General features: G+C 63.0%; 19 protein-coding genes. 8 read left to right on the top strand and 11 right to left on the bottom strand.

Annotated features, from left to right (window positions below; genetic code table 11):
• The first annotated feature begins 9 nt into the window (after nucleotides 1–9).
• Together ACJJV2_RS03980 and ppk2 are read left to right on the top strand one after the other, a co-directional pair.
• Nucleotides 10–750, top strand: coding sequence for an arylesterase (locus ACJJV2_RS03980; protein WP_405278437.1), 741 nt, complete (start codon nucleotides 10–12; stop codon nucleotides 748–750).
• Between the two features lie 190 nt (nucleotides 751–940).
• The gene (gene ppk2 / locus ACJJV2_RS03975) at nucleotides 941–1861 is read left to right on the top strand and encodes a polyphosphate kinase 2 (RefSeq protein WP_279839886.1); all 921 of its coding nucleotides are present in this window, start codon (nucleotides 941–943) and stop codon (nucleotides 1859–1861) included.
• A 39-nt stretch (nucleotides 1862–1900) separates the two neighbouring features.
• Here the strand turns inward: ppk2 and ACJJV2_RS03970 are convergent, their stop codons facing one another.
• Nucleotides 1901–2821, bottom strand: coding sequence for a DMT family transporter (locus ACJJV2_RS03970; RefSeq protein ID WP_043331386.1), 921 nt, complete (start codon nucleotides 2819–2821; stop codon nucleotides 1901–1903).
• Nucleotides 2822–2965: 144 nt separating this feature from the next.
• Between ACJJV2_RS03970 and ACJJV2_RS03965 the strand changes: the two genes are divergently transcribed.
• Nucleotides 2966–3991 carry a zinc transporter ZntB gene (locus ACJJV2_RS03965; protein WP_213114228.1) on the top strand — a complete coding sequence of 342 codons (1026 nt, stop codon included), beginning with the start codon at nucleotides 2966–2968 and terminating at the stop codon, nucleotides 3989–3991.
• A gap of 52 nt (nucleotides 3992–4043) precedes the next feature.
• Here ACJJV2_RS03965 and ACJJV2_RS03960 read toward each other — a convergent pair whose 3' ends face one another.
• A complete protein-coding gene (locus ACJJV2_RS03960; protein ID WP_054555551.1) occupies nucleotides 4044–4367 on the bottom strand; it encodes a SelT/SelW/SelH family protein in 324 nt (107 codons plus the stop codon).
• A gap of 352 nt (nucleotides 4368–4719) precedes the next feature.
• On the opposite strand from ACJJV2_RS03960, the gene ACJJV2_RS03955 reads away from it, so the two are divergent.
• From ACJJV2_RS03955 to ACJJV2_RS03935, 5 genes are all read left to right on the top strand, one after another.
• Complete coding sequence (locus tag ACJJV2_RS03955; RefSeq protein WP_234368299.1) at nucleotides 4720–6027, top strand: MFS transporter; 1308 nt, start codon at nucleotides 4720–4722, stop codon at nucleotides 6025–6027.
• Nucleotides 6028–6306: 279 nt separating this feature from the next.
• Complete coding sequence (locus tag ACJJV2_RS03950; RefSeq protein WP_043331389.1) at nucleotides 6307–6747, top strand: PAS sensor domain-containing protein; 441 nt, start codon at nucleotides 6307–6309, stop codon at nucleotides 6745–6747.
• Between the two features lie 299 nt (nucleotides 6748–7046).
• Entirely contained in the window at nucleotides 7047–7292 is a 246-nt protein-coding gene (locus ACJJV2_RS03945) for a PA3496 family putative envelope integrity protein (protein WP_405278433.1), read from the top strand.
• A gap of 193 nt (nucleotides 7293–7485) precedes the next feature.
• Nucleotides 7486–9147, top strand: coding sequence for an energy-dependent translational throttle protein EttA (ettA, locus tag ACJJV2_RS03940; protein WP_043331392.1), 1662 nt, complete (start codon nucleotides 7486–7488; stop codon nucleotides 9145–9147).
• Between the two features lie 356 nt (nucleotides 9148–9503).
• Complete coding sequence (locus ACJJV2_RS03935) at nucleotides 9504–10853, top strand: DUF2254 domain-containing protein (protein WP_159055846.1); 1350 nt, start codon at nucleotides 9504–9506, stop codon at nucleotides 10851–10853.
• 221 nt (nucleotides 10854–11074) lie between these two features.
• On the opposite strand, the gene ACJJV2_RS03930 is transcribed toward ACJJV2_RS03935, so the two are convergent.
• From ACJJV2_RS03930 to ACJJV2_RS03890, 9 genes are all read right to left on the bottom strand, one after another.
• Complete coding sequence (locus tag ACJJV2_RS03930) at nucleotides 11075–11236, bottom strand: DUF1328 domain-containing protein (protein ID WP_043331394.1); 162 nt, start codon at nucleotides 11234–11236, stop codon at nucleotides 11075–11077.
• 431 nt (nucleotides 11237–11667) lie between these two features.
• The gene (locus ACJJV2_RS03925) at nucleotides 11668–12051 is read right to left on the bottom strand and encodes a hypothetical protein (protein ID WP_043331395.1); all 384 of its coding nucleotides are present in this window, start codon (nucleotides 12049–12051) and stop codon (nucleotides 11668–11670) included.
• Nucleotides 12052–12059: 8 nt separating this feature from the next.
• A complete protein-coding gene (lpxL, locus tag ACJJV2_RS03920; RefSeq protein ID WP_216061341.1) occupies nucleotides 12060–12977 on the bottom strand; it encodes an LpxL/LpxP family Kdo(2)-lipid IV(A) lauroyl/palmitoleoyl acyltransferase in 918 nt (305 codons plus the stop codon).
• 60 nt (nucleotides 12978–13037) lie between these two features.
• Complete coding sequence (gene alr, locus ACJJV2_RS03915) at nucleotides 13038–14189, bottom strand: alanine racemase (RefSeq protein WP_405278429.1); 1152 nt, start codon at nucleotides 14187–14189, stop codon at nucleotides 13038–13040.
• 379 nt (nucleotides 14190–14568) lie between these two features.
• Complete coding sequence (locus ACJJV2_RS03910) at nucleotides 14569–15939, bottom strand: TolC family outer membrane protein (protein WP_405278427.1); 1371 nt, start codon at nucleotides 15937–15939, stop codon at nucleotides 14569–14571.
• Between the two features lie 383 nt (nucleotides 15940–16322).
• Nucleotides 16323–17300 (bottom strand): RNA polymerase sigma factor RpoS, encoded by a 978-nt coding sequence (gene rpoS / locus ACJJV2_RS03905; protein ID WP_043331399.1) that lies wholly within the window; start codon nucleotides 17298–17300, stop codon nucleotides 16323–16325.
• A gap of 61 nt (nucleotides 17301–17361) precedes the next feature.
• A complete protein-coding gene (locus ACJJV2_RS03900) occupies nucleotides 17362–18615 on the bottom strand; it encodes a peptidoglycan DD-metalloendopeptidase family protein (RefSeq protein ID WP_405278425.1) in 1254 nt (417 codons plus the stop codon).
• Complete coding sequence (locus ACJJV2_RS03895; protein WP_242007677.1) at nucleotides 18608–19561, bottom strand: DUF368 domain-containing protein; 954 nt, start codon at nucleotides 19559–19561, stop codon at nucleotides 18608–18610. Before ACJJV2_RS03895 ends, ACJJV2_RS03900 begins: the two co-directional genes overlap by 8 nt.
• Nucleotides 19558–20214, bottom strand: a complete 657-nt coding sequence (locus ACJJV2_RS03890; protein WP_405278659.1) for a protein-L-isoaspartate(D-aspartate) O-methyltransferase — start codon at nucleotides 20212–20214, stop codon at nucleotides 19558–19560. Before ACJJV2_RS03890 ends, ACJJV2_RS03895 begins: the two co-directional genes overlap by 4 nt.
• Nucleotides 20215–20314: the final 100 nt, after the last annotated feature.

Below are 20314 nucleotides of genomic sequence, written 5' to 3'. Positions count from 1 at the left end.
AGATGATGAATGCAGAAATGGCTAGTGAATCGCCGTGACACCCAGAGCCTGGCGAGCGGTGGCAAAGCCCCCGGCACGCCGGGACTCAAGCGGCTGCGCAATGCCCTCGCCAGTACGGCACTGAGCCTCGTGGCCGTGCTGACGCCTCAGGTGGCGCTGGCCGATGCGCCGGCCCCGTGGCTGGTGGTCGGTGACTCCATCTCGGCCGGCTACGGCATCGACAGCAGCCAGGGCTGGGTCGCGCTGCTCGACGAGCGCCTCGAGGACAACCTGGGCAGCGATGCGCCTGAGGTCATCAATGCCAGCATCAGCGGCGACACGACCGAAGGCGGCCTCAACCGTCTGCCGGCCCTGCTCGCGCGACACGACCCTTCACTGGTGATGATCGAACTGGGCGGCAACGACGGCCTGCGTGGCCTGCCCCCCGCCCGCATGCAGGCCAATCTGGCCAGCATGATCGAGGCCGTGGAGGACGCCGATGCCCAGCCCGTGCTGCTCGGCATCGAGATTCCCCCCAATTACGGCCCGGCCTACACCGATGCCTTCCGTCAGGTCTATCGGGATCTGGCCGACGAATATTCCGTGCCGCTGGTGCCCTTCATCCTCGAAGGCATCGCCACGGCCCCGGCCAGCGAGAAGCTGATGCAGCAGGACCGCATTCACCCCACCGCCAAGGCGCAACCTCAGCTGCTCGACACCATCTGGCCGACACTCGCACCACTGGCGCAACACGCGGCGTCAGCGGAGTGATCAATATCAGGCGCGGCGCATGTCACGACAGCTTGCATGCGCCTACCTTGCCGCGAGATGACAATCCGCGCCTGCCTGATCAGTGCCTGTCAGGCAGGCCATCTGGGCCATGAGGCCTTGCAGCGCTGACATCATCAGCCCGGGTCGTCGGTCGTCGGGGCCAGGCCCCATCCTCACAGGGAGTACTGCCATGAGTAAATCCAACAACAGGAAGGCGGATGCCGGCAAGGCGCATTCGAAGGCCAAGGATGCCAAGAGCAAGGACGCCAAGGGCAAGGCCAGCAAGAAGCACGCCACTGGCGATGCCCCGCGCATGACGCTGGGGCCGGTCTCCAGTGACGCCTACCCCTACGACGAGCGACTCAAGCGCAAGGTCTATGAGGCCGAGAAGCGCGCGCTGCAGATCGAGCTGCTCAAGGTGCAGCATTGGCTGCGTGACAGTGGCGGGCGTCTGGCCATCGTGTTCGAGGGGCGTGACGCCGCCGGCAAGGGCGGCACCATCAAGCGCTTCATGGAGTATCTCAATCCGCGTTTCGCGCGCATCGTCGCCCTCGACAAGCCCAACGAGACGGAAAAGGGTCAGTGGTATTTCCAGCGCTATGTCTCGCGCTTCCCCACCAGTGGGGAAATCGTGCTGTTCGATCGCAGCTGGTACAACCGCGCGGGGGTCGAGGCGGTGATGGGCTTCGCCACGCCGGAGGAAGTCGAACGCTTTCTGGTGCAGGTGCCCCAGCAGGAGCGCCTGTGGGTCGAGGATGGCCTGCACCTGGTCAAGCTGTACTTCTCGGTCTCCCGCGAGGAGCAATCGATCCGCTTCGCCAAGCGCGCCGCCGACCCGCTGACCCACTGGAAGCTGTCACCGATGGACGCCGTGGCGCAGAAGAAATGGGATGAGTACACCGATGCCGCCGAGGCGATGTTCGCGCGCACGCACAGCGATCATGCGCCCTGGACGCTGATCCGCTCCGACGACAAGCGCCGGGCCCGTATCGGCGCGCTGCGCCATGTACTCAGTCAGCTCGACTACCCCGGCAAGGACAAGAAGATGATCGGCACCCCGGACCCGCTGATCGTGGTGGATGCCGATCGCCTCATCCTGCCCGACGACTGACGATCGAGTGGCGGACTGTGCGCTGACGGCGCGGCTCGCTCAGGTCGATTGTGACAGCTCCGCCGGCGCCTTCTGCAGCTGCTGCAGGCCGAGTCCGGCCAGAATCAGTACCAGCCCCGCCAGCGTCGAGGTCAGGATCGGCTCGCCGACGATGAAGTGCAGAAGCGTCAAGGAGATGGGCGGCGACAGGAAGATCAGGTTGGAGACCTTGGCGGTGCGCGACACCTTGTGCACCGCCAGCTGCCAGAGCACGAAGGCGATACCCATCTCGCACAGGCCGACATAGATGCCCGCCGTCAGCGCCTGGGGGTTGGCGCTTGCGCCGATGAAGTTGCCAAAGCCCGGCCCGAAGGCCACCAGCAGCGTCAGCACCGGCAAGGCGATGCTGAAATTCTGCCACTGGGCGACCAGCGGCGCGCGCGGGTCACGCGCATTGAGCAACCAGTAGAGCGCCCACAGCAGGGTCGAGCCCAGCGCCAGCCCGACGCCCAGCGGGTCGGCGAAGGCGACATTGAAAATCTCGCCTCGCGTAGCGATGGTCCACACACCGGCGTAGGCGATCAGCCCCGCCGCGACATCGATGCGCGTCAAGCGCTGCGCGAGGATCGGCACGGCGAGAAAGGCCATCGCCAGTGCCCAGGTGTAATTGAGCGCCATCGCCTCCTGGCCCGGCAGCCGCGCGTAGGCGCCGAACAGCACCAGATAGTAGCCGACCGGATTCATCAGCCCGGCCCAGAGTGCCGTACGCCAGCCGCCCCGCCAGCCGGTGGTGAGCGCTTCGCGCAGCTTGCCCTGACGCCACATCAGCACGCCGATCAACAGCCACGACACCAGCGCCGCCAGCCATACCAGCTCCAGCGGCGACATCTGCTCAAGCGCCAGCTTGAAGGCGGTCGCCACCGTCGACCACAGGGCCACGGCGCCCAGGCCGTAGAGCATGGCTTCCCTATCCTGACTCATGGCATCCTTCCTCGCATTTCGGGTATCGCCTTCCTGGCGATGAGTGTCATGGCGATGGCAGCGACAATGCCCACGGCCTGACATTCGAGCATCGCGTGCCCTGCCCGCTGCTGCAAGCCGCGCCACCAAAAAGGAATTTCGTGAATGACTGATGCCACCGATCCGCAAGCCGCGCCGACACCTGCGCCCCCCGCGGGAGATGCCCCGACCACGGCACTGGTCAGCGCCTATCGCCTGGATGGCAAGGGCGGCGCCAGTCTGCTCGATGACGACAGCCTGCGCGAGCAATGGCAGGACCCCGACGCGCTGATCTGGATGCACCTCGATTACACCCGCGGCGACGTCAATGACTACCTGGACGACCTTGCCCAGCTGGATGAGCCGAGCATCGAGGCCCTGACCGAGCTGGACACCCGCCCGCGCGTGGCGCGCTTCGGCGGTGGCATGGTCACCACGCTGCGCGGCATCAACCTCAATCCGGGCGCCGCGCCGGAGGACCTGCTGTCACTGCGCCTGTGGATGAGCCCGACCCGCCTGATCACCCTGCGCCGCCGACCGTTCCAGTCGATCACTCAGGTGCGTGAGCAACTGGAAGCCGGCCAGGGCGCGGAAAGCATCTCCTGGCTGCTGGCGATGCTCAGCGATGCGCTGGTCGATCGCGTGGCGGAGCTCAGCCATCGCCTTGATGAGCAGCTCGCCATCATCGAGGAAGACCAGCTCAATGATGTCGAGATCGACCCCGATGACATTACCCGCCTGCGGCGCCCCCTGATCACCCTGCGACGCTTCATGGGGCCGCAGCGCGACTGTCTGGCACAACTCTCCCAGGGGCCGTTGTGGATCGATGAACAGGCGCGTCTGGACCTGCGTGAGATCGCCAACCAGCTGTCGCGCTATGTGGAGGATTTCCAGGCCATGCAGGAGCGCGCGCTGATCATCCATGAACAGCGCATGAGTGAGCACAACGAGCAGCTCAACCAGCGCATGTATCTGCTGTCGGTGATCACCGCCGTCTTCCTGCCGCTGGGCTTTCTCACCGGCCTGCTGGGAGTCAACGTCGGCGGCATACCGGGCAGCGACAGCCAGTGGGGCTTCGCTGCCTTCGTCGGCATCACGCTGGGCGTGGTGGCGATGCAGATGTGGCTGCTCAAGCGCAAGAAATGGTGGTGAGCGCGCCCATGGCGTAGCGGAGCTGCTTACAAGCGCTACTTACAAGCGCTGCTTACGAGCCCTGCTCACGACTGGCGCGGTCGATATGACCCAGATCACGCTCAGGGTCGAGGACATCACGCACGCGCTGCTTGAGATCACGACTGTCGGGGAAGCCGCCGTCGCGCTTGCGCTCCCACAGTACCAGCCACTCCGAATCAGGAGTGGCCTGGCACAGCACCTCGAAATGGCCGCCGTGACTCGGCGCCAAGGCCACCTCACCGAGGTCTTCTCCGAAGGTGGACAGCAGTTCCTGTGCATACCAGGCCGCTCGCAACAGCCAGTTGCAGCCGGTGCAGTAGTGAATCCGGACTTTCAGCGTGGATGCCTGATCCATGGTGGTGCCTACTCCAATCAATGATGTAATGATCACTTCACTGCACTGTCGCGCAATGGTCAACACCAAAAACCTACACACAAACTGTACATAAACTATACTCGAGCAGTCATTCCTTCAGTGACGTCGCACTGCGATCGATCCTTCTTCAACCGGCGACACGGGCGTGATCTGCATCACGACTTCCCGTACACGACGCCGATAGCGGAGCCCTGGCCACATGTCACCCCTGTCTTCCTCTACCGAGGCCTCCTCACCGTCAGACGCTCAAGACCGCGAGACTGAGCGGGAGTCTGCAGACAAAGCCCACGAGAGGCCGTCGGGCAGCGGTCAGAGTCGCTTCTTCGAGCGCATGACCGGCGATGAAGATTCGCGCATGTGCAAGGACATCTCCGAGGATGCCTGTCACCAGCAACCCGGCAATTTCTGGCGTCATCTGCTGGCCTCGCTGGGTACCAAACTGGCCGACGAGATGGCCAGTGCGCGGCTGGTGCTGCCGTGGCTATTGGGGTTGATCGGTGCGCCGGTGTGGATGGTGGGGCTGCTGGTGCCGATTCGCGAGGCGGGCGCCCTGCTGCCTCAGCTGCTGGTGGCAGGCTTCATTCGTCCGTTGCCGCAACGCAAGTGGGTATGGGTTGCCGGGGCCTCCATCCAGGCGCTGATGGCACTGGGGCTGGTGATGATCAGCCTGCTGGCCGAGGGCAACTTCGCCACGCGTCACGGACTCGATGGCACCCTCGCGGGCAGCCTGGTACTGATCCTGTTGATCCTGCTGTCGCTCGGGCGCGGGGTGGCCTCCATCGCCACCAAGGATGTGCTGGGCAAGACCATCGCCAAGAAGCGCCGCGGGCGCCTGATGGGCTGGAGTGGCAGTGTGGCGGGGGCGATGACCCTGCTGGCCGGTGTCGCCTTGATGCTGCTGGGCGAGCAGCCCGGGCAGCAGGTGCTGGCGATACTGATGGCCATCGCGGCGCTGGGCTGGACACTCAATGCCCTGTGCGCCGCCATGATCCGCGAGGACAGCGGTGCCACCAGCGGCGGTGCCAATGCCTGGGAGACAGTGCGTGACGGGGTCATCCAGCTCAAGCATGACGCCGCCTTCCGCAACTTCAATCTGGCACGCGCCCTGCTGCTCTCAAGCGCCCTGGCACTGCCGTATATCGCCTTGCTCGGCCAGCAGCAGAGCGGTGAGAGCCTGGGCGGACTGGGCGTGCTGGTGGTGGTGTCAGGACTGGCCGGCATGCTGGCCAGCCCCATCTGGGGCAGGCTAGCCGACACCTCCAGCCGCCGCGTGATGCGCAACGCAGGGGCCGGCGCCGCCGTCTGCTGCGCCCTGGCCGGCAGCATGGCCTGGTGGCCGCAGGCACTGGCCGACAACATCTGGAGCTACGCGCTGGTCTACGGGCTGCTGGTGATCGCCCACGCCGGTATCCGCCTGGGACGCAAGACCTACGTGGTCGATCTCGCCACCTCTGACAATCGCGCCCTCTACGTCGCGCTCTCCAACACCCTGACCGGCGTGCTGATGCTGGTACTGGGGCTATTGATCGGCGGGCTCGCCCAGTGGTTGGGCAGTGAATGGTTGCTGATGATCCTGGCGGTCGTCGCGGCCTGTGCCGCGCTCTGCGCGCAGCGCCTGCCAGAGGTGGAGGACGACTGAACATGCCGGGGCGGGCGTGACGGCTCCCCTGTTACCCCTTTACCCCTGTACCCCTCTCTCCCCCTTATTTATCTGATCGACTCTTACGCTGACAGGGCCTGACCACGATGTCGGGCCCTGTCACATTAGCGGCTGCGATTGCATAAGCCGCGTCTCCCCGCCATAGTGAAACCGATCATGGTGCTGGAATGTCCGGGCACACGGACAGGCACCCTAATACCCGTACTCTCGGGCTCGGTCTTCAGGGCCGGGTTCTTAAGCCGCAAGGATCAGAGTCAGATGAAAAGACCCCACATGATCAGCCCCGAGCTGCTCGAGAGAGTCGTGAATGCCTCGGACGATGGCATCGTGGTGGCGGAACAGGAAGGCGATGAGAACATCCTGATCTACGTGAATCAGGGCTTCGAGCGCCTCACCGGTTACAGCGCCGACGAGATTCTCTACCGCGATTGCCGCTTCCTGCAGAATGATGACCGCGATCAGCCGCAGCTGGACAACATCCGTGCCGCGCTGCGCGACAAGCGCCCCTGCCGCGAGATACTGCGCAACTATCGCAAGGATGGCAGCCTGTTCTGGAATGAACTTTCCATGACACCGGTCTTCGATGAGCATGACAACCTGCAGTATTTCGTTGGCGTCCAGAAGGATGTCACCGGCCTGATGACCGCCAAGGAAGAGCTGGAACGCCTGCGCGCGGAGCACCCCAGCGAGTCCAACTGATCGCCGGACGCTCAAGGCCGCCGAGTGAAGAACGGTCACTGAAGAGCAGTCACTGAAGATCTGGTGCCGCATGGCACCATCAACGCCCACCCCACCGGTGGGCGTTGTCGTTGTGGGCCTCTCGCCTTTGGCAGTTGGCGAAAGCCCTGACAGGCTGAGCGAAAGGCTTGTCATCCTCGTCAACGGGCGGTATATAGCCAGAGAGCCTTCGGCGCATCGCCGCTGGCGGTGCCCGGTGTCACAGGCCAGTCCAGGCGCTGGATATCGGGCAGGTCGTTCCAAGATCGTGAGGTCCGCCCATGGCCCGTGAACAATTCCTCGATGATATCGATGCCACGGCACTCGCCGAAGACAGCTCCACCGATGTGGACTTCGAGCTGTCGCCCTCCAGCGCACCTGCCAAGCCACAACGCAATGACTCCCGCCAACGTCTTGAAGCCCTGCTCGAGGAGCGCGCCCTGGCTCGCTCCATCCGCGAAGGCTGGGACGATGAAGCCGACGACGATGATCTGATCGACGCCAGCGACTGGGGCGAAGAGGAGTAAGCTCGCCTTCAGCGGCGTGCAGGGGAAGGGATACCAGGGAGCGGACAGGCCATGGAAGGGGTCGACGTCAGGACAGGGAATGTCATGCAGTGAGTCGCCGCGCTCGCCTGGCACAGGCTGCCCGGCTGGCCAAGCGTGACGCCGGGCACTATCATCTGCGCGTCATTCCATTCTCCAACCAAATTGGGATTCCATGGCGCAATACGTCTATACCATGAACCGGGTGGGCAAGGTCGTTCCCCCGAAGCGCGAGATTCTCAAGGACATCTCGCTGTCCTTCTTCCCGGGTGCCAAGATCGGTGTGCTCGGTCTCAACGGCTCGGGCAAGTCCTCGCTGCTGCGCATCATGGCCGGCGTCGATCAGGACTACAACGGCGAAGCACGTCCCATGCCGGGTCTGAATGTCGGCTACCTTCCCCAGGAGCCGGAACTGGATGATTCCAAGAACGTGCGCGAGTGCGTGGAAGAATCCTTGGCCCACATCAAGAACGCCCAGACCGAACTTGATGAAGTCTATGCCGCCTACGCCGAGCCGGACGCCGATTTCGACGCCCTCGCCGCGCGTCAGGCCAAGCTGGAAGACCTGATCCAGGCCTCTGACGCCCACAACCTCGAGCGCAAGCTGGAAGTGGCCGCCGAAGCACTGCGCCTGCCGCCGTGGGATGCCAATGTCGGCGTGCTGTCCGGGGGTGAGCGCCGCCGTGTCGCACTGTGCCGCCTGCTGCTCTCGAGCCCGGACATGCTGCTGCTGGACGAACCGACCAACCACCTGGACGCCGAATCCGTCGCCTGGCTGGAACGCTTCCTGCACGACTACTCCGGCACCGTGGTCGCCATCACCCACGACCGCTACTTCCTCGACAACGTCGCCGGCTGGATTCTCGAGCTGGACCGTGGCCAGGGCATTCCCTTCGAAGGCAACTATTCCTCGTGGCTCGAGCAGAAGGACGCTCGCCTGCAGCAGGAAGCCAAGCAGGAAGCCTCGCGCAACAAGGCCATCCAGCAGGAGCTCGAGTGGGTTCGTCAGAATCCCAAGGGCCGTCAGGCCAAGAGCAAGGCGCGTCTCAACCGCTTCGAGGAAATGCAGTCCGGTGATTTCCAGAAGCGCAACGAGACCAACGAGATCTACATTCCGCCGGGACCGCGCCTGGGCGACAAGGTCATCGAGCTGCACAACGTCACCAAGCGTTTCGACGACAAGCTGCTGTTCGATGATCTGTCCTTCACCATCCCCCAGGGTGCCATCGTCGGTATCGTCGGCGGCAACGGTGCGGGCAAGTCCACGCTGTTCAAGCTGGTGACCGGCAAGGACACCCCGGACAGCGGCGAAGTCGTGCTGGGCGAGACCGTCAAGGTCGCCTACGTCGAGCAGCTGCGTGATGGCCTGGAAGACAATCAGACCGTCTGGGAAGCCGTCTCCGGCGGTCAGGACATGCTCAACATCAATGGCCATGAAGTCTCGTCGCGCGCTTATGTCGGCCGCTTCAACTTCAAGGGCACTGACCAGCAGAAGCGTCTGTCTGATCTGTCCGGTGGTGAGCGTGGCCGTCTGCAGCTGGCCCAGACCCTGAAGCAGGCTGCCAACGTGCTGCTGCTGGATGAGCCGTCCAACGACCTGGACATCGAGACCCTACGTGCACTGGAAGAGGCCCTGCTGGCCTTCCCGGGCTGCGCGATGGTCATCTCGCACGACCGCTGGTTCCTGGATCGCATCGCGACCCACATCCTCGCCTACGAGGGTGACTCCAACGTGGTGTTCTTCGAAGGCAGCTATACCGAGTACGAAGCGGACTATCACGCGCGTGTCGGCAACGATGCTCCCAAGCGCATGAAGTACAAGCGTATCGACGCCTGATGAGCCGGCGGGGTCAGCCACGCTGATCGACGCAAGCCGCAAGACGCCCTCACCGGTCCCCCGGTGGGGGCGTCTTGCCATCGGGCCCTGCTGTTCGTTCCAGTCTGCCCGTTCCAGCCTGTCCGTTCCAGTTCGTCCGCTCAGTCTGCCCTGTTCGGTTCTGGCCGCTCTGTACGCCCTGTTCCGCCCGCTTTGCTCTGCCCTGTTCTGCTTCTTTCCTCCCCTCCTCGCCCCCTGAACCCTCCTGCCAGCACGTCATGCTGACTTGCAGTGCTCGGCGCGAGCCGTCATAACAGGAGCTTGCCAATCCATCCGTTCGGGAATCGTCTATGAATCGCTGGCTACAGCAACCCCTCATGTGGCTGCGAACCTGGACCACCAGCATCGCCTATCTCCCCAGCATGCTGGCCATGGTCTATACCCTGCTGGGACTGATCTCGGTGATGCCCTCCGGGCTGCCGGACCCTTCCTCGCTGCCGAATAGCGACTTTTTCGAAGCACTGACCTTCAAGCAACATGACACCCCGCGCACCTTGCTGGCGGCGCTGGTCGGCGGCCTGATCTCGCTGATGGTCTTCAGTTTCACCATGGTGATGAGCGTGCTCACCCAGGCCGGCGCGCAGTTCTCCCACAAGCTGCTGCTGGGCCTGGTGACCGAGCGCCATCACCAGCTGGTGCTCGGCCACTACCTGGGCAGCCTGCTGTTCCTGCTGGTCAATCTGATGGTGCCCAATACGGGAGACTCCCCGACCCTGTGGCGCTCGCTGGCGGTCTATCTGGGCGTGCTGATGATGGTCAATTGCCTGGGGATGTTCGTCTACTTCATCCATCAGGTCTCGCAGTCGGTGCAGATCAATGCCGTCGCACGGCGCCTGTCCGGGCGCACCCGCCTCTCGCTGGAGCGCCTGCGTCAGCGCAATCGTGACGATGGCTTCTGCGAGCGTGAGGTCAGCCGTGACGACGACCAGTGCCAGCTGCTGCGGGCACGCCGGCGTGGCTATATCCAGCAGGTCGATTTCTCGGCGCTACGCCAGCTGGCCATCAAGCATGACATGGTGGTGCATCTGGATTTCGCGCTGGGCGCCTTCATCGTCAGCGGCATGCCCTTGATGCGCATCGAGTGGCCCAACGGCCTGCCAGAGGGCGCGACGGCGGGGGAAGAACTCGATGAAGAGCAGCAGGCCGAGTTGATCAAGAACCTGCGTGCCGCGCTTGGCTATCTGGATGGGGAGTCCGTCGAGGACCTGCACGAGCATGGCCTGACCCAGTTGATGGAAGTCGCCATCAAGGCACTGTCACCCGGCATCAATGACCCCGGCACGGCACGGCTGTGCATGCACCAGCTGACGGAGCTGCTCAGCGAGCGCATGTCGGTGCCGCTGTGCAATTGTTGCGTGGATGATCACAAGGCCGTTCGCGTCAGCTGGCAGATGGAGTCCTTCGCAAGCCTCCTCTACCGCTCCATCACGCCGATTCTGCATTATGGCCGTGATGACCTCTCGATCTGTCTGGCCCTGCTGGAGCTATTGAAGACCCTGTCGCTGATGGGCGCGCAATACGGCCATCTGGTGCTGCTGCAACAGCATGCCGACAAGGTGGTGGAGGCGATTCTCGCCCAGGCCGAATTCGAGGTGGATCGCCGCTTCATCGAACACGGCTTGCAGGCCGGTCACCATCGCCTGAACCTGCCCAGCCCTCAGTGGTAAAAAAGGCCAGCGCCTGAACGAGCAACGCCCGCGACGGTCGATCACCATCGCGGGCGTTGCTGTCTGTGAGTCGTACTATTTCTGAGCCGTACTGTCTGTGAGCCGTACTATCTCAACGTCGTACTGTCCGTGAGCCGTACTGTCTCAAAGCCGTCTATCCGATCAGGTGATGGCTTGCGGCCTGTTGCCGTCAGTCTGATCCGTGGCAGTAAGTCAGAGCTTCACGGCTTGCGGCGGCTCTTGAAGAAGGACACCAGGAACAGCACCAGGAAGATCACGAACAGGACCTTGGCGATGGTCGCTGCGGTGCCGGCGATGCCGCCGAAGCCCAGTACGGCGGCAATGACAGCGACGATCAGAAAGATGATGGCGTAGTTGAGCATGTCAATTCCTTATGTCATGTGAGAATTGTCGCAGCGGAGTCAGCCCCTGACGGATGACGCCTCAGGCGCACCCCAGGGTGCTGAAAGCGGCGATCAGGAGGCGTGTCAACCACCTGACTCGTTATTGCCAAGATGGTAATAAACTAAAGCTTTGTCAACATGATGTCGCACTTCAGTAAAAGAATTTGCCTCAGCTCTTCTGATGGGTTGAAAGCCTGCTCCGTCATCCGCACGTCTTGTCATAGGCACACGATAGGCGGCACTCGGTTGACCGCACGCATGCAGCTCGGGCAGGTGATGTTGCTTGTCGGGTGCCGCTTTGCACAGCAAAGACCCCCGTTCGGCGAGATGCCGAACGGGGGTCTTTGCTGTGTGCATCACTCGCGTCATCCCCCTGACAGCGGCAGATGATCGATGCCAGGGGTGACGGTCTACAGCGCGGCGATCAAGGCCTCGGCGTAGGCGACGAGATCGGGTTCGCTCATCACCTCGACGCGGTTCAATCCACTGTCGAGGCTCGCCGGCTGGCCGTGGCGAACCAGCAAGGTGCGTGGATAGCCCGCACCGCCGATGCGCTCACTCAGCTGTGCATGAGCATCGCTGAGATAGACCCCACGGGTCTGCTGCACGCACAGGGTCACCAGTGGCAGACCGCCACGGGCAAGCGCCGCCTCGAAAGCAGGCAATGCCGGACGCTGACGCTCGGTGCAATCCGGGCACCATTCCGCGACCTGATTGAGCACGAAGGTATCGCCAGCGGCCAGCCGCGCTTCCACCTCGGCCAAGGTGACGTGAGAAGAGATGTCGTTGCTCATGGTTCACCTCAGTACAGGGACGGATCGGTTTTCTCGGGACGTGTCTTGAAGCGACGGTGCAGCCACAGATACTGCTCGGGATGCTTGCGGATCGCCCCTTCGATGAAGGCGTTGATGCGCGTGGCATCGGCGACATCATCGCCACTCGGGAAGTTGTCCAGCGCCGGCAGATACTCCAGCGTATAGGTACGATTGTCCGGATTGCGGTGGAACATCAAGGGCATCACCGGCGCGCCCGTCATGCGGGCGATCTTGGCCGTCAGCTTGATGGAAGCGGCATCGATGCCGAAGAACGGCGCGAACACGCTGACATCACGGCCGAAGTCCTGATCCGGTGAATACCACACGCCATGGCCGCTCTTGATGCGACGTACCACGCCCCGCAGGTCGTGACGATCGATGGCGATCCCGAAGATGCGATTGCGCGCACGGGTCATGAAACGCTCGAACAGCGGGTTGTCGTGGGGGCGATAGACGACATCGGCCGGGAAGAACAGCGAGTGCAGTGCGCCGCCCAGATCCAGGGTCGAGAAGTGGATGCCCACGATGAGCGCCCCCTTGCCCTGGGCCATGGCGCGCTCCATGTGCTCCTGCCCCTTGAAGGTCACGCGATCACGCATATGCTCCGGATCACGACACCAGCCGGTGGCCGTCTCGAAGATACCGATGCCGTTGGCGTGGAAGGTCTTGCGTACCTGACGCGCGCGCTCCGCCTCGCTCCACTCGGGAAAGCACAGCTTGAGGTTGGTGTCGGTGATATGACGACGACGCTTGCCGAAGCGCCATGCCAGCTCACCAAGGCCACGCCCCAGCCACAACTTGGCGCACCAGGGCAGATAGGCCGAGGCCTTCATGGCACCGATGCCCAGCCAGGTCAGCCAGTAGCGGGGGTGTGCAAAACTCTCGGGATAGCTCTTCTTGGCCATGACTCTCTCGTTCGACGGGCAACGGCGGCCATTGTAGACCGCGCGAGCCTTGCCGTCAGGTCAGGCGTGCGTATCCAGCGGCTGAGCGCTGGCCAACTGCGCGACACCCTTGTCGTCCGCCACACTGCCAACGCCGCCATGATAGCGTCTGGGCACGCGCGGCAGCAGCCCCGTCAGCAGTGTATAGCTGATGGTATCGCAGCTGGAGGCGACGCGATTGACCTCAAGCCCCTCGCCCCACAGCACCACACGTGAACCGACACCCGCCTCGGGCAGGTCCGTGATATCCACCGTCAGCATGTCCATCGACACCTTGCCGGCCAGCACCGTTTCCTGACCATCCACCAGCACTGGCGTACCATCCACGGCGTGGCGATCATAGCCATCACCATAACCGCAGGCGACGACACCGATACGCGTCGGACGCGTCGCCACGAAGCGCCCCGAGTACCCTACCGGCTCGCCGATGGCGATCTCACGCACGGCGATGATGGCCGAAGACAGCGTCATCACCGGCTTCAGGCGCCGACTGGCGTCATTGGCACCTTCCAGCGGGTCTGCCCCGTAGAGCATGATTCCCGGGCGGTTCCAGGCCGCATGCGTCTCTGGCCAGGCAAGCGTCGCCGGTGAGTTGGCCAGACACAGCGGCAGCTCCGCCTCGGCCGCCAGGGCCGTCACCGCGGCCATCTGCTGCTGGAAGTAGTCCGGCGTCAGGCTGTCAGCACTGGCGAAGTGCGTCATCAGGTGCAGATCACGCGCCTTGCCACTCGCCTCGAGGCGCGCCTTGGCGTCCAGCACCTGCTCGGCCGTGAAGCCGAGACGATGCATCCCCGAGTCGAACTTGATCCAGCAGGACAAGGGCTGCGCAAGCTCACTCTGTTCGAGGGCCGCCAACTGCCATTCGCTGTGGATGGCGCACCAGAAGTCATGCTCGGCCGCCAAGGCGTACTCCGCGGCCTCGAACACCCCCTCAAGCAGCACGATCGGATGAGAGATGCCGCCCGCCCGCAGCGCCAGCGCCTCCTCTATCGTGGCCACCGCAAAGGCGGGGGCGAGATCTGCCAATGCCTGCGCGCACGCCACCGCACCATGCCCGTAGGCGTCCGCCTTGATCACGGCCAGGGCGCGCGAATGCGGCGCCAGCTCGCAGGCCAGCTGATAGTTGTGACGCAGTGCATCGAGATCAATATCAGCGCGCAGTGGGCGGGACATGTGGGGACTCCAGAGTGATCGGTGAAAATGACAGACAGCAGAGCAAGCCCCTCAATTATTTTCCATCATCGCCGTCAGGTCACGCTGTAAACCACCAAACTTTTCCCAAATTACCGATAGAAACCACTAGCTGTTAAAACACATGCAGGATTTTCGACCGAAACCACTGCAAAACCGCTTGCCTCGAGGCCGCGCTGCCCTTGCGCGCTGCTTTTTGGCGCCTTGCTGTCTGACCATCACTTGCCTGGTGAACACATGCCTGACGATCAGTGGCCTGACCAACTGATGCCCTCAAACGCATGCCCCAAAACGCATGCACCCCCGCAGGCAAGGCCTGCGGGGGTGCATGCAGCACGTGACGTAAGCCAGCGCGGGACGATCAGGGCGTCACGTTTTCCAGCTCGTCGGAGCTCTCATCATTCAGCACCAGGGATACCTGACGATCTGCCTTGAGGCTCTCGTTGAGGTCACGCACGCTGTTGATATCGATGATACCTGCCGCCTGACGCAGGTTGAGCAGGTCGAGCACATAGGTGTAACGCGAGGAGGCATAGTCCGCCAGCGCCTGATACAGGGCCTGCTCGGCGTCCAGCACATCGACGATGTTACGGGTGCCGACTTCATAACCGGAGCGAGTCGCTTCCAGTGCACTGCGGCTGGAGACGATCGCCTGCTTGCGCGCCTTGACGGTCAGGACGTCGCTGCGCACCTGGCTGTAGAGCGAACGCACACTCTGGGTGGTGGAGCGCTGCTGGTCGAGCAGGTCGTACTGGCTCTGCTCGAGCAGATGGGTGCTCTGACGTACCTGGGCGGAGGTGCGGCCACCGGTATAGATCGGCAGGGAGGCCTGGATACCGATCTGGTTGTATTCCTGATACCCCCCGGCAGTATCGATGTCGGTTTCATCGTAGGAGTAGGTCGCGAAGGCGCCGACTTCCGGCAGGTGGCCTGCGCGGGAGGTCTTCACATCGCCTCTGGCGACATCGACACCCTTCTGGGCAGCACCGATCAGCGGGTTGTTGGACAATGCCATCTCGACCCACTTGCCGCGGCTGGCCGGCACCGGCGCTTCGATCGCCAGATCTTCTTCCAGACCATCGATGGAATCGTACTGCTGGCCCGTCAGCTGCTGCAGGGCCTCGAAGCTGACCTGCAGATCGGCTTCGGCCGCGATGCGCTGGGCACGCGCGTCATCGAATGATGCCTTGGCTTCCTGCACATCCGTGATCGCGATCAGACCGACCTCGAACTGCTGATTGGCCTGGTCCAGCTGGCGGGAGAAGGCCTTTTCCTGAGCAATGCGCGCATCGAGCACATCACGATTGTTCAGGATGGTGAAATAGGCAGACGCCACGTCATAGAGCAGCTGCTGCTGATCGGAATCCAGCAGCAGTTTCTGCTGACGGGTGGTGTCCTTGCTGGTCGCGAGCTCATACCAGTCGGCGGCATCGAACAGCTGCTGGTTGACGTTGACCACGATATTGCTGTCGGTGTAATCGCCTTCGGTGCCGCTCTGGGAATTGCCGGTGACATCGGTACGCGACACGGTCCCCGTGGCAGTGATCTGGGGCAGCAGGTCAGCAAGCTCGATACGCTCATTGTCCTCGACGCTCTGATAGAGCGAGCGAGAGGAGGACAGGCTGGCGTTGTGGGTCAATGCATCACGCGTGATGTCGAGCAGATTGGCAGCCTGAGCCTGGGTCGCAAAACCCATCGCCAGCACCAGTGGCAGTATGCGAATGTTGGCCATGTATGCGTTGTTCCTGATCAGTGACAGTCGTGACCTGCATGGCGCCTCGAAAGCACCAGGACAAGGTAAAAGGTAGCTCACACATCGGCTGGACTACTGCCTCAGCCCTGCTCAAGCGGGTCGTGGAAAAAGTGGCCTTAGTCTAATCGTCGCTCTTTTGGGCGTCCAGTTAGTTGGCTAACTTTGTTGCACGATACAGCGTTTCCAAATTGACAACAGTGCCATGGGGCACCATGCACTCGAGCGCAGTGCGTCAGAATGCCCCCACTCTGCCTGAATAATGATGACACAATATGAAAACGGCCCACTCGAATCACGAGCGGGCCGTTTTCACTGGCAACCTGCATCAGGGTATCGACAGCCATGACGACTGTGCCCGCACATCATTCAAAGATGGATTCGAGCGTCAGCCCCTGCTTCTCGAGCATGCGCCGCAGCTTCTTGAGCGCCTCGACCTGAATCTGACGCACCCGCTCACGCGTCAGACCGATCTCCTCGCCCACTTCCTCCAGCGTCGCGGCTTCATGACCGCGCAGCCCGAAGCGACGCACCACCACTTCCATCTGCTTCTCGGTCAGTTCCGCCAGCCACTCATCGACATGCGCCTTGACGTCGACATCGACCAGGCTGGACTCCGGGCTGGTGTCATTCTCGTCGGCGATGGTCTCGATCAGCGGCTTGTCGCTCTCGCCGCCCATCGGGTAGTCGACGGATGACACGCGCTCATTGAGCCCCAGCATCTTCTTGACGGTATCGACCGGTTTGTCGAGGAAGTCGGCAATCTCCTCCGCGGTGGCCTCATGATCCAGTTTCTGGGTCAGCTGGCGCGCGGCACGCAGGTAGATGTTGAGTTCCTTGACGACGTGAATCGGCAGACGAATGGTGCGCGTCTGATTCATCAGCGCCCGCTCGATGGTCTGGCGAATCCACCAGGTGGCGTAGGTCGAGAAACGGAAGCCGCGCTCGGGGTCGAACTTCTCCACCGCGCGGATCAGCCCCAGATTGCCCTCCTCGATCAGGTCGAGCAGCGACAGACCACGATTCAGATAGCGCCGCGCGATCTTGACCACCAGACGCAGGTTGGACTCGATCATGCGCTGGCGACCGGCGGGGTCGCCCGCCTGTGCCAGACGCCCGAAGTAGACTTCCTCCTCGGGCTTGAGCAACGGGGAAAAACCAATCTCGTTGAGGTAGATCTGGGTCGCATCCAGGCTTTGGTAGTGCTTGCGCTCTTCACGATTCAAGGCGCGTTCGAATGCCGCCTCTTCCGCTTCTGCCTCAAGCGTATCGTCGTCCTCCTCGACATCCTCAAGGGACAACTCAACCTCAGCCTGATCGATATCCTTTTCCAGCATGCTCATGTCGATACCCCGTTGTCTCTGGTCTGGTGCCAGGAACTTGTTGTTGTGGCAGCGGTGGGAATCAGCGTTTAGGCAGGAATTTCAGTGGGTCCTTGGGCTGCCCATCCTCGCGAATCTCGAAGTGCAGCTGCGCACGTTCAGCGTCAGTGGCTCCCAGAGTGGCGATGACCTGTCCGGCGTCGATCACATCGTTCTCTGATACACGCAGAGTGTCGTTGTGGGCGTAGGCGCTCAGATAGCGGTCGTTGTGCTTGAGAATGATGAGGTTACCGTAACCACGTACTCCGCTTCCGGCGTAGACCACGATTCCCGGCCCTGCTGCCTTGACAGGTTGCCCCTTTTGACCAGCGATATCAATGCCGCCGGTGACACTCTCGGACTCGCCGAACTTGCCGATGATCTCGCCTTGCGTAGGCCACTGCCAGTCAACGTTTTTTACCGGAACATAGGTCTTCTTGGCCGGTGCAGCCTTGGCGGTTTCGCCAGCGACGTTGGTGCCCTTTTCAACCTTGGCAGCCTCATTTTTCACGCTAGCGGCCGCTTTCTCACGCTCTGCTGCGGCGGCAGCGGCGGCTTGCTCGGCCTTTTCCTTGGCAGCCTTGCGCGCCTCGGCCTGGGCAGCAGCCGCACTGGCAGCTGCCTCGCTGGCCGTCTGGCTGGCTGTCTGACTGGCCGAACTGCTGGCCTGCGCAGCACTGCTGCTGACCTGCTCTGCGCTGTCAGTGGCTGAGTTGCGCGCCGTCTCGGCGAGTGCCTCTTCACTGCCTTCCTGGTAGACAGGCCCCAGTCCGGCAGCCGCCGCGGCGCCGGTGGCGGCGGATGACACGCCACCCGAGCCGGTCGTCAGCGACTGGGCCTGGCTGGTGCGCTGTTGCTGCTGAGCCATGGCGGATTCATCCGGTGCCAGCCAGTCAGGCAGTTCGCTGCCGCCGGCGATCGAGCTGTCGCTGCCCCCGCCCATCGGCGTGGCAACGACGCCACCGCTCGAGGCGACGCTCGTGCCGGAAGCGCCCGCCGCACTCGCCGGCAGCTGGGTGTTGGGGTCCAGTCGCAGCGTCTGCCCCGGCTGCAGGGTGTAGGGCGGATTCAAGCCGTTCATGCGCGCCACATCCCGGAAATCCTGGCCACTCTGCCAGGAGATGCCATACAGGGTGTCACCGCGCTGAACGGTATAGGTGTCGGAGGTGATACGCGCATTGCCGGCGGTGAGGTCCTGAACCTGCGGGCGAGTGGTCGCCGTGCTGCAGGCTGTCAGCGCACCCAGCGCCAGACCTGCCAACGTCAGTTTGATTCCCTTGTCCATCCTGTCACGCATGTTCCTGCTCCTTGCGGGAATTGCTGGAGTCGTCATCCGGGCCGGAGCGCTCTCCGGCAAACCAGACAAGCAATACGCCGGCCAGCATCAGGGCGAGGGCCGCCCACAGCTGGGCAGGCTCACCGGTCACACTGGTGTAGGTATCCGGCATCATGAAGTGGTAATCCAGCGGAACCTGTTCACCCTTGGGTCCCAGACGATAATCGGTGATGGTGCGCCACGGCCACAATACCGGCAGCGAGCCGAGAATGAAGCCCGTCAGCAGCATCAGTGTCGCGGTGTGATGATGACGAAACAACCACGACAACAAACGCGAGAAGGTGAACAGCCCGATGGCACAGCCGCTGCCGAACAGCACGATCAGCTGCAGATCGAAGCTCTTGATGCCAGTCATCACCGTGCCGTAGAGGCCCATGGTCAGCAACAGGAAGCTGCCGGAAACGCCCGGCAGCAGCATGGCACTGATGGCGATGGCACCGCCGACCACCAGCACCCAGGAGGCATCGGTGGCGGCAGGCAACAGGCTGGGCAGCTTGCTGGCCAGCACCAGCCCCAGCGCCAACCACACCAGATAGCCCATCCGGAAGGTGGTGATACGCCGCGCGACCACCACCCCGGAGCACACCACCAGCCCGAAGAAGAAGGCATTGAGCAGCAGCGGCTGCGCCTCCATCAACCAGGTCACCAGATGCGCCACGCTGATCAGGCTGGCGAAGATGCCAGCGACCAGCGGCAGCAGAAAGGCCAGATTCAAATGCTGCCACAGCGCCTTGAAGCCCTGCTCACGCCATACGCCGATGGCGGAGGGGCCGAAGCGCTTGATGGACTCGATCAATTCTTCATAGATGCCGGTCACGAAGGCAATCGTGCCGCCTGATACTCCGGGCACGGCATCCGCCGCCCCCATGCCAGCGCCCTTGAAGAACACGCTCAATGCTCGTTTCACCTGATCACTCCCTCGAGCAACGGCACGAAGCGCACGGCCTCGAACCGCTGAATATCCTGAGTGTCGCCGACGTGGCGCACTCGTGTCAGCCACTGACGATCACTGTCGTCCTCGGCCAATGGCACGATCATCACCCCCTGCGGGGCCAACTGTTTCAACAACGCCTGCGGCAGATGTGGCGCGCAGGCGGTCACCACGATCAGATCAAATGCCGAGTCATCGTCCTGCCAGCCATGCCCACCATCGGCATGGCGCAACTCGACATTGTCGAGCCCGAACCAGCCAAGGCGTTGAACGGCCCTGGCGTGCAGCACGGCGATGCGCTCGATCGAAGACACCCGAGCGAACAGACGCGCCAGTAGCAATGTCTGATAGCCCGAACCGGTGCCGACCTCCAGCACCCGACACTCCTCGCGCGGGCGCGGCGCTTGCGCCAGGGCAAGCTCGGTCATGCGGGCGTGCATGTAAGGCTGGGACAGGGTCTGCCCCTGCCCCAGCGGCAGCGCGGTATCTTCATAGGCACGGTGCGCCAGCGCCTCATCGAGAAACAGGTGGCGCGGCTCACTGGCCATCAGCTCCAGCACCCGCTCATCGCGAATGCCGGCATCCTCCAGGCGCGCCACCATGCGGTCTCGCGTGCGCTGGGACGTCATGCCGATACCGCTCAGCTGCGCCGTGTCCGGTCGCCTGAGATGCAAGGGCCCGGCGATTCCCGCTGCGCTGTCTGACTGCGCAAGCGGGAAAGCGTTCTGA

The sequence above is a fragment of the Cobetia sp. Ld8 genome, from assembly GCF_045066615.1.
Lineage (GTDB): Bacteria > Pseudomonadota > Gammaproteobacteria > Pseudomonadales > Halomonadaceae > Cobetia > Cobetia amphilecti.
This window is presented reverse-complemented; position numbering and strand designations above follow the sequence as displayed.

Bases quoted from the DNA above. Each gene is read 5' to 3' on its own strand.
- ACJJV2_RS03955 (WP_234368299.1), top strand. From the start codon at position 4,720: ATGACCGGCGATGAAGATTCGCGCATGTGCAAGGACATCTCCGAGGAT.
- alr (WP_405278429.1), bottom strand. From the start codon at position 14,189: ATGTCCCGCCCACTGCGCGCTGATATTGATCTCGATGCACTGCGTCAC.
- ACJJV2_RS03980 (WP_405278437.1), top strand. From the start codon at position 10: ATGCAGAAATGGCTAGTGAATCGCCGTGACACCCAGAGCCTGGCGAGC.
- lpxL (WP_216061341.1), bottom strand. From the start codon at position 12,977: ATGGCCAAGAAGAGCTATCCCGAGAGTTTTGCACACCCCCGCTACTGG.
- ACJJV2_RS03965 (WP_213114228.1), top strand. From the start codon at position 2,966: ATGACTGATGCCACCGATCCGCAAGCCGCGCCGACACCTGCGCCCCCC.
- ACJJV2_RS03930 (WP_043331394.1), bottom strand. From the start codon at position 11,236: ATGCTCAACTACGCCATCATCTTTCTGATCGTCGCTGTCATTGCCGCC.
- ppk2 (WP_279839886.1), top strand. From the start codon at position 941: ATGAGTAAATCCAACAACAGGAAGGCGGATGCCGGCAAGGCGCATTCG.
- ACJJV2_RS03910 (WP_405278427.1), bottom strand. From the start codon at position 15,939: ATGGCCAACATTCGCATACTGCCACTGGTGCTGGCGATGGGTTTTGCG.
- ACJJV2_RS03890 (WP_405278659.1), bottom strand. From the start codon at position 20,214: ATGACGTCCCAGCGCACGCGAGACCGCATGGTGGCGCGCCTGGAGGAT.
- ACJJV2_RS03970 (WP_043331386.1), bottom strand. From the start codon at position 2,821: ATGAGTCAGGATAGGGAAGCCATGCTCTACGGCCTGGGCGCCGTGGCC.
- ACJJV2_RS03960 (WP_054555551.1), bottom strand. From the start codon at position 4,367: ATGGATCAGGCATCCACGCTGAAAGTCCGGATTCACTACTGCACCGGC.
- ACJJV2_RS03945 (WP_405278433.1), top strand. From the start codon at position 7,047: ATGGCCCGTGAACAATTCCTCGATGATATCGATGCCACGGCACTCGCC.
- ACJJV2_RS03935 (WP_159055846.1), top strand. From the start codon at position 9,504: ATGTGGCTGCGAACCTGGACCACCAGCATCGCCTATCTCCCCAGCATG.
- ACJJV2_RS03900 (WP_405278425.1), bottom strand. From the start codon at position 18,615: ATGCGTGACAGGATGGACAAGGGAATCAAACTGACGTTGGCAGGTCTG.
- ACJJV2_RS03950 (WP_043331389.1), top strand. From the start codon at position 6,307: ATGAAAAGACCCCACATGATCAGCCCCGAGCTGCTCGAGAGAGTCGTG.
- ACJJV2_RS03925 (WP_043331395.1), bottom strand. From the start codon at position 12,051: ATGAGCAACGACATCTCTTCTCACGTCACCTTGGCCGAGGTGGAAGCG.
- rpoS (WP_043331399.1), bottom strand. From the start codon at position 17,300: ATGAGCATGCTGGAAAAGGATATCGATCAGGCTGAGGTTGAGTTGTCC.
- ettA (WP_043331392.1), top strand. From the start codon at position 7,486: ATGGCGCAATACGTCTATACCATGAACCGGGTGGGCAAGGTCGTTCCC.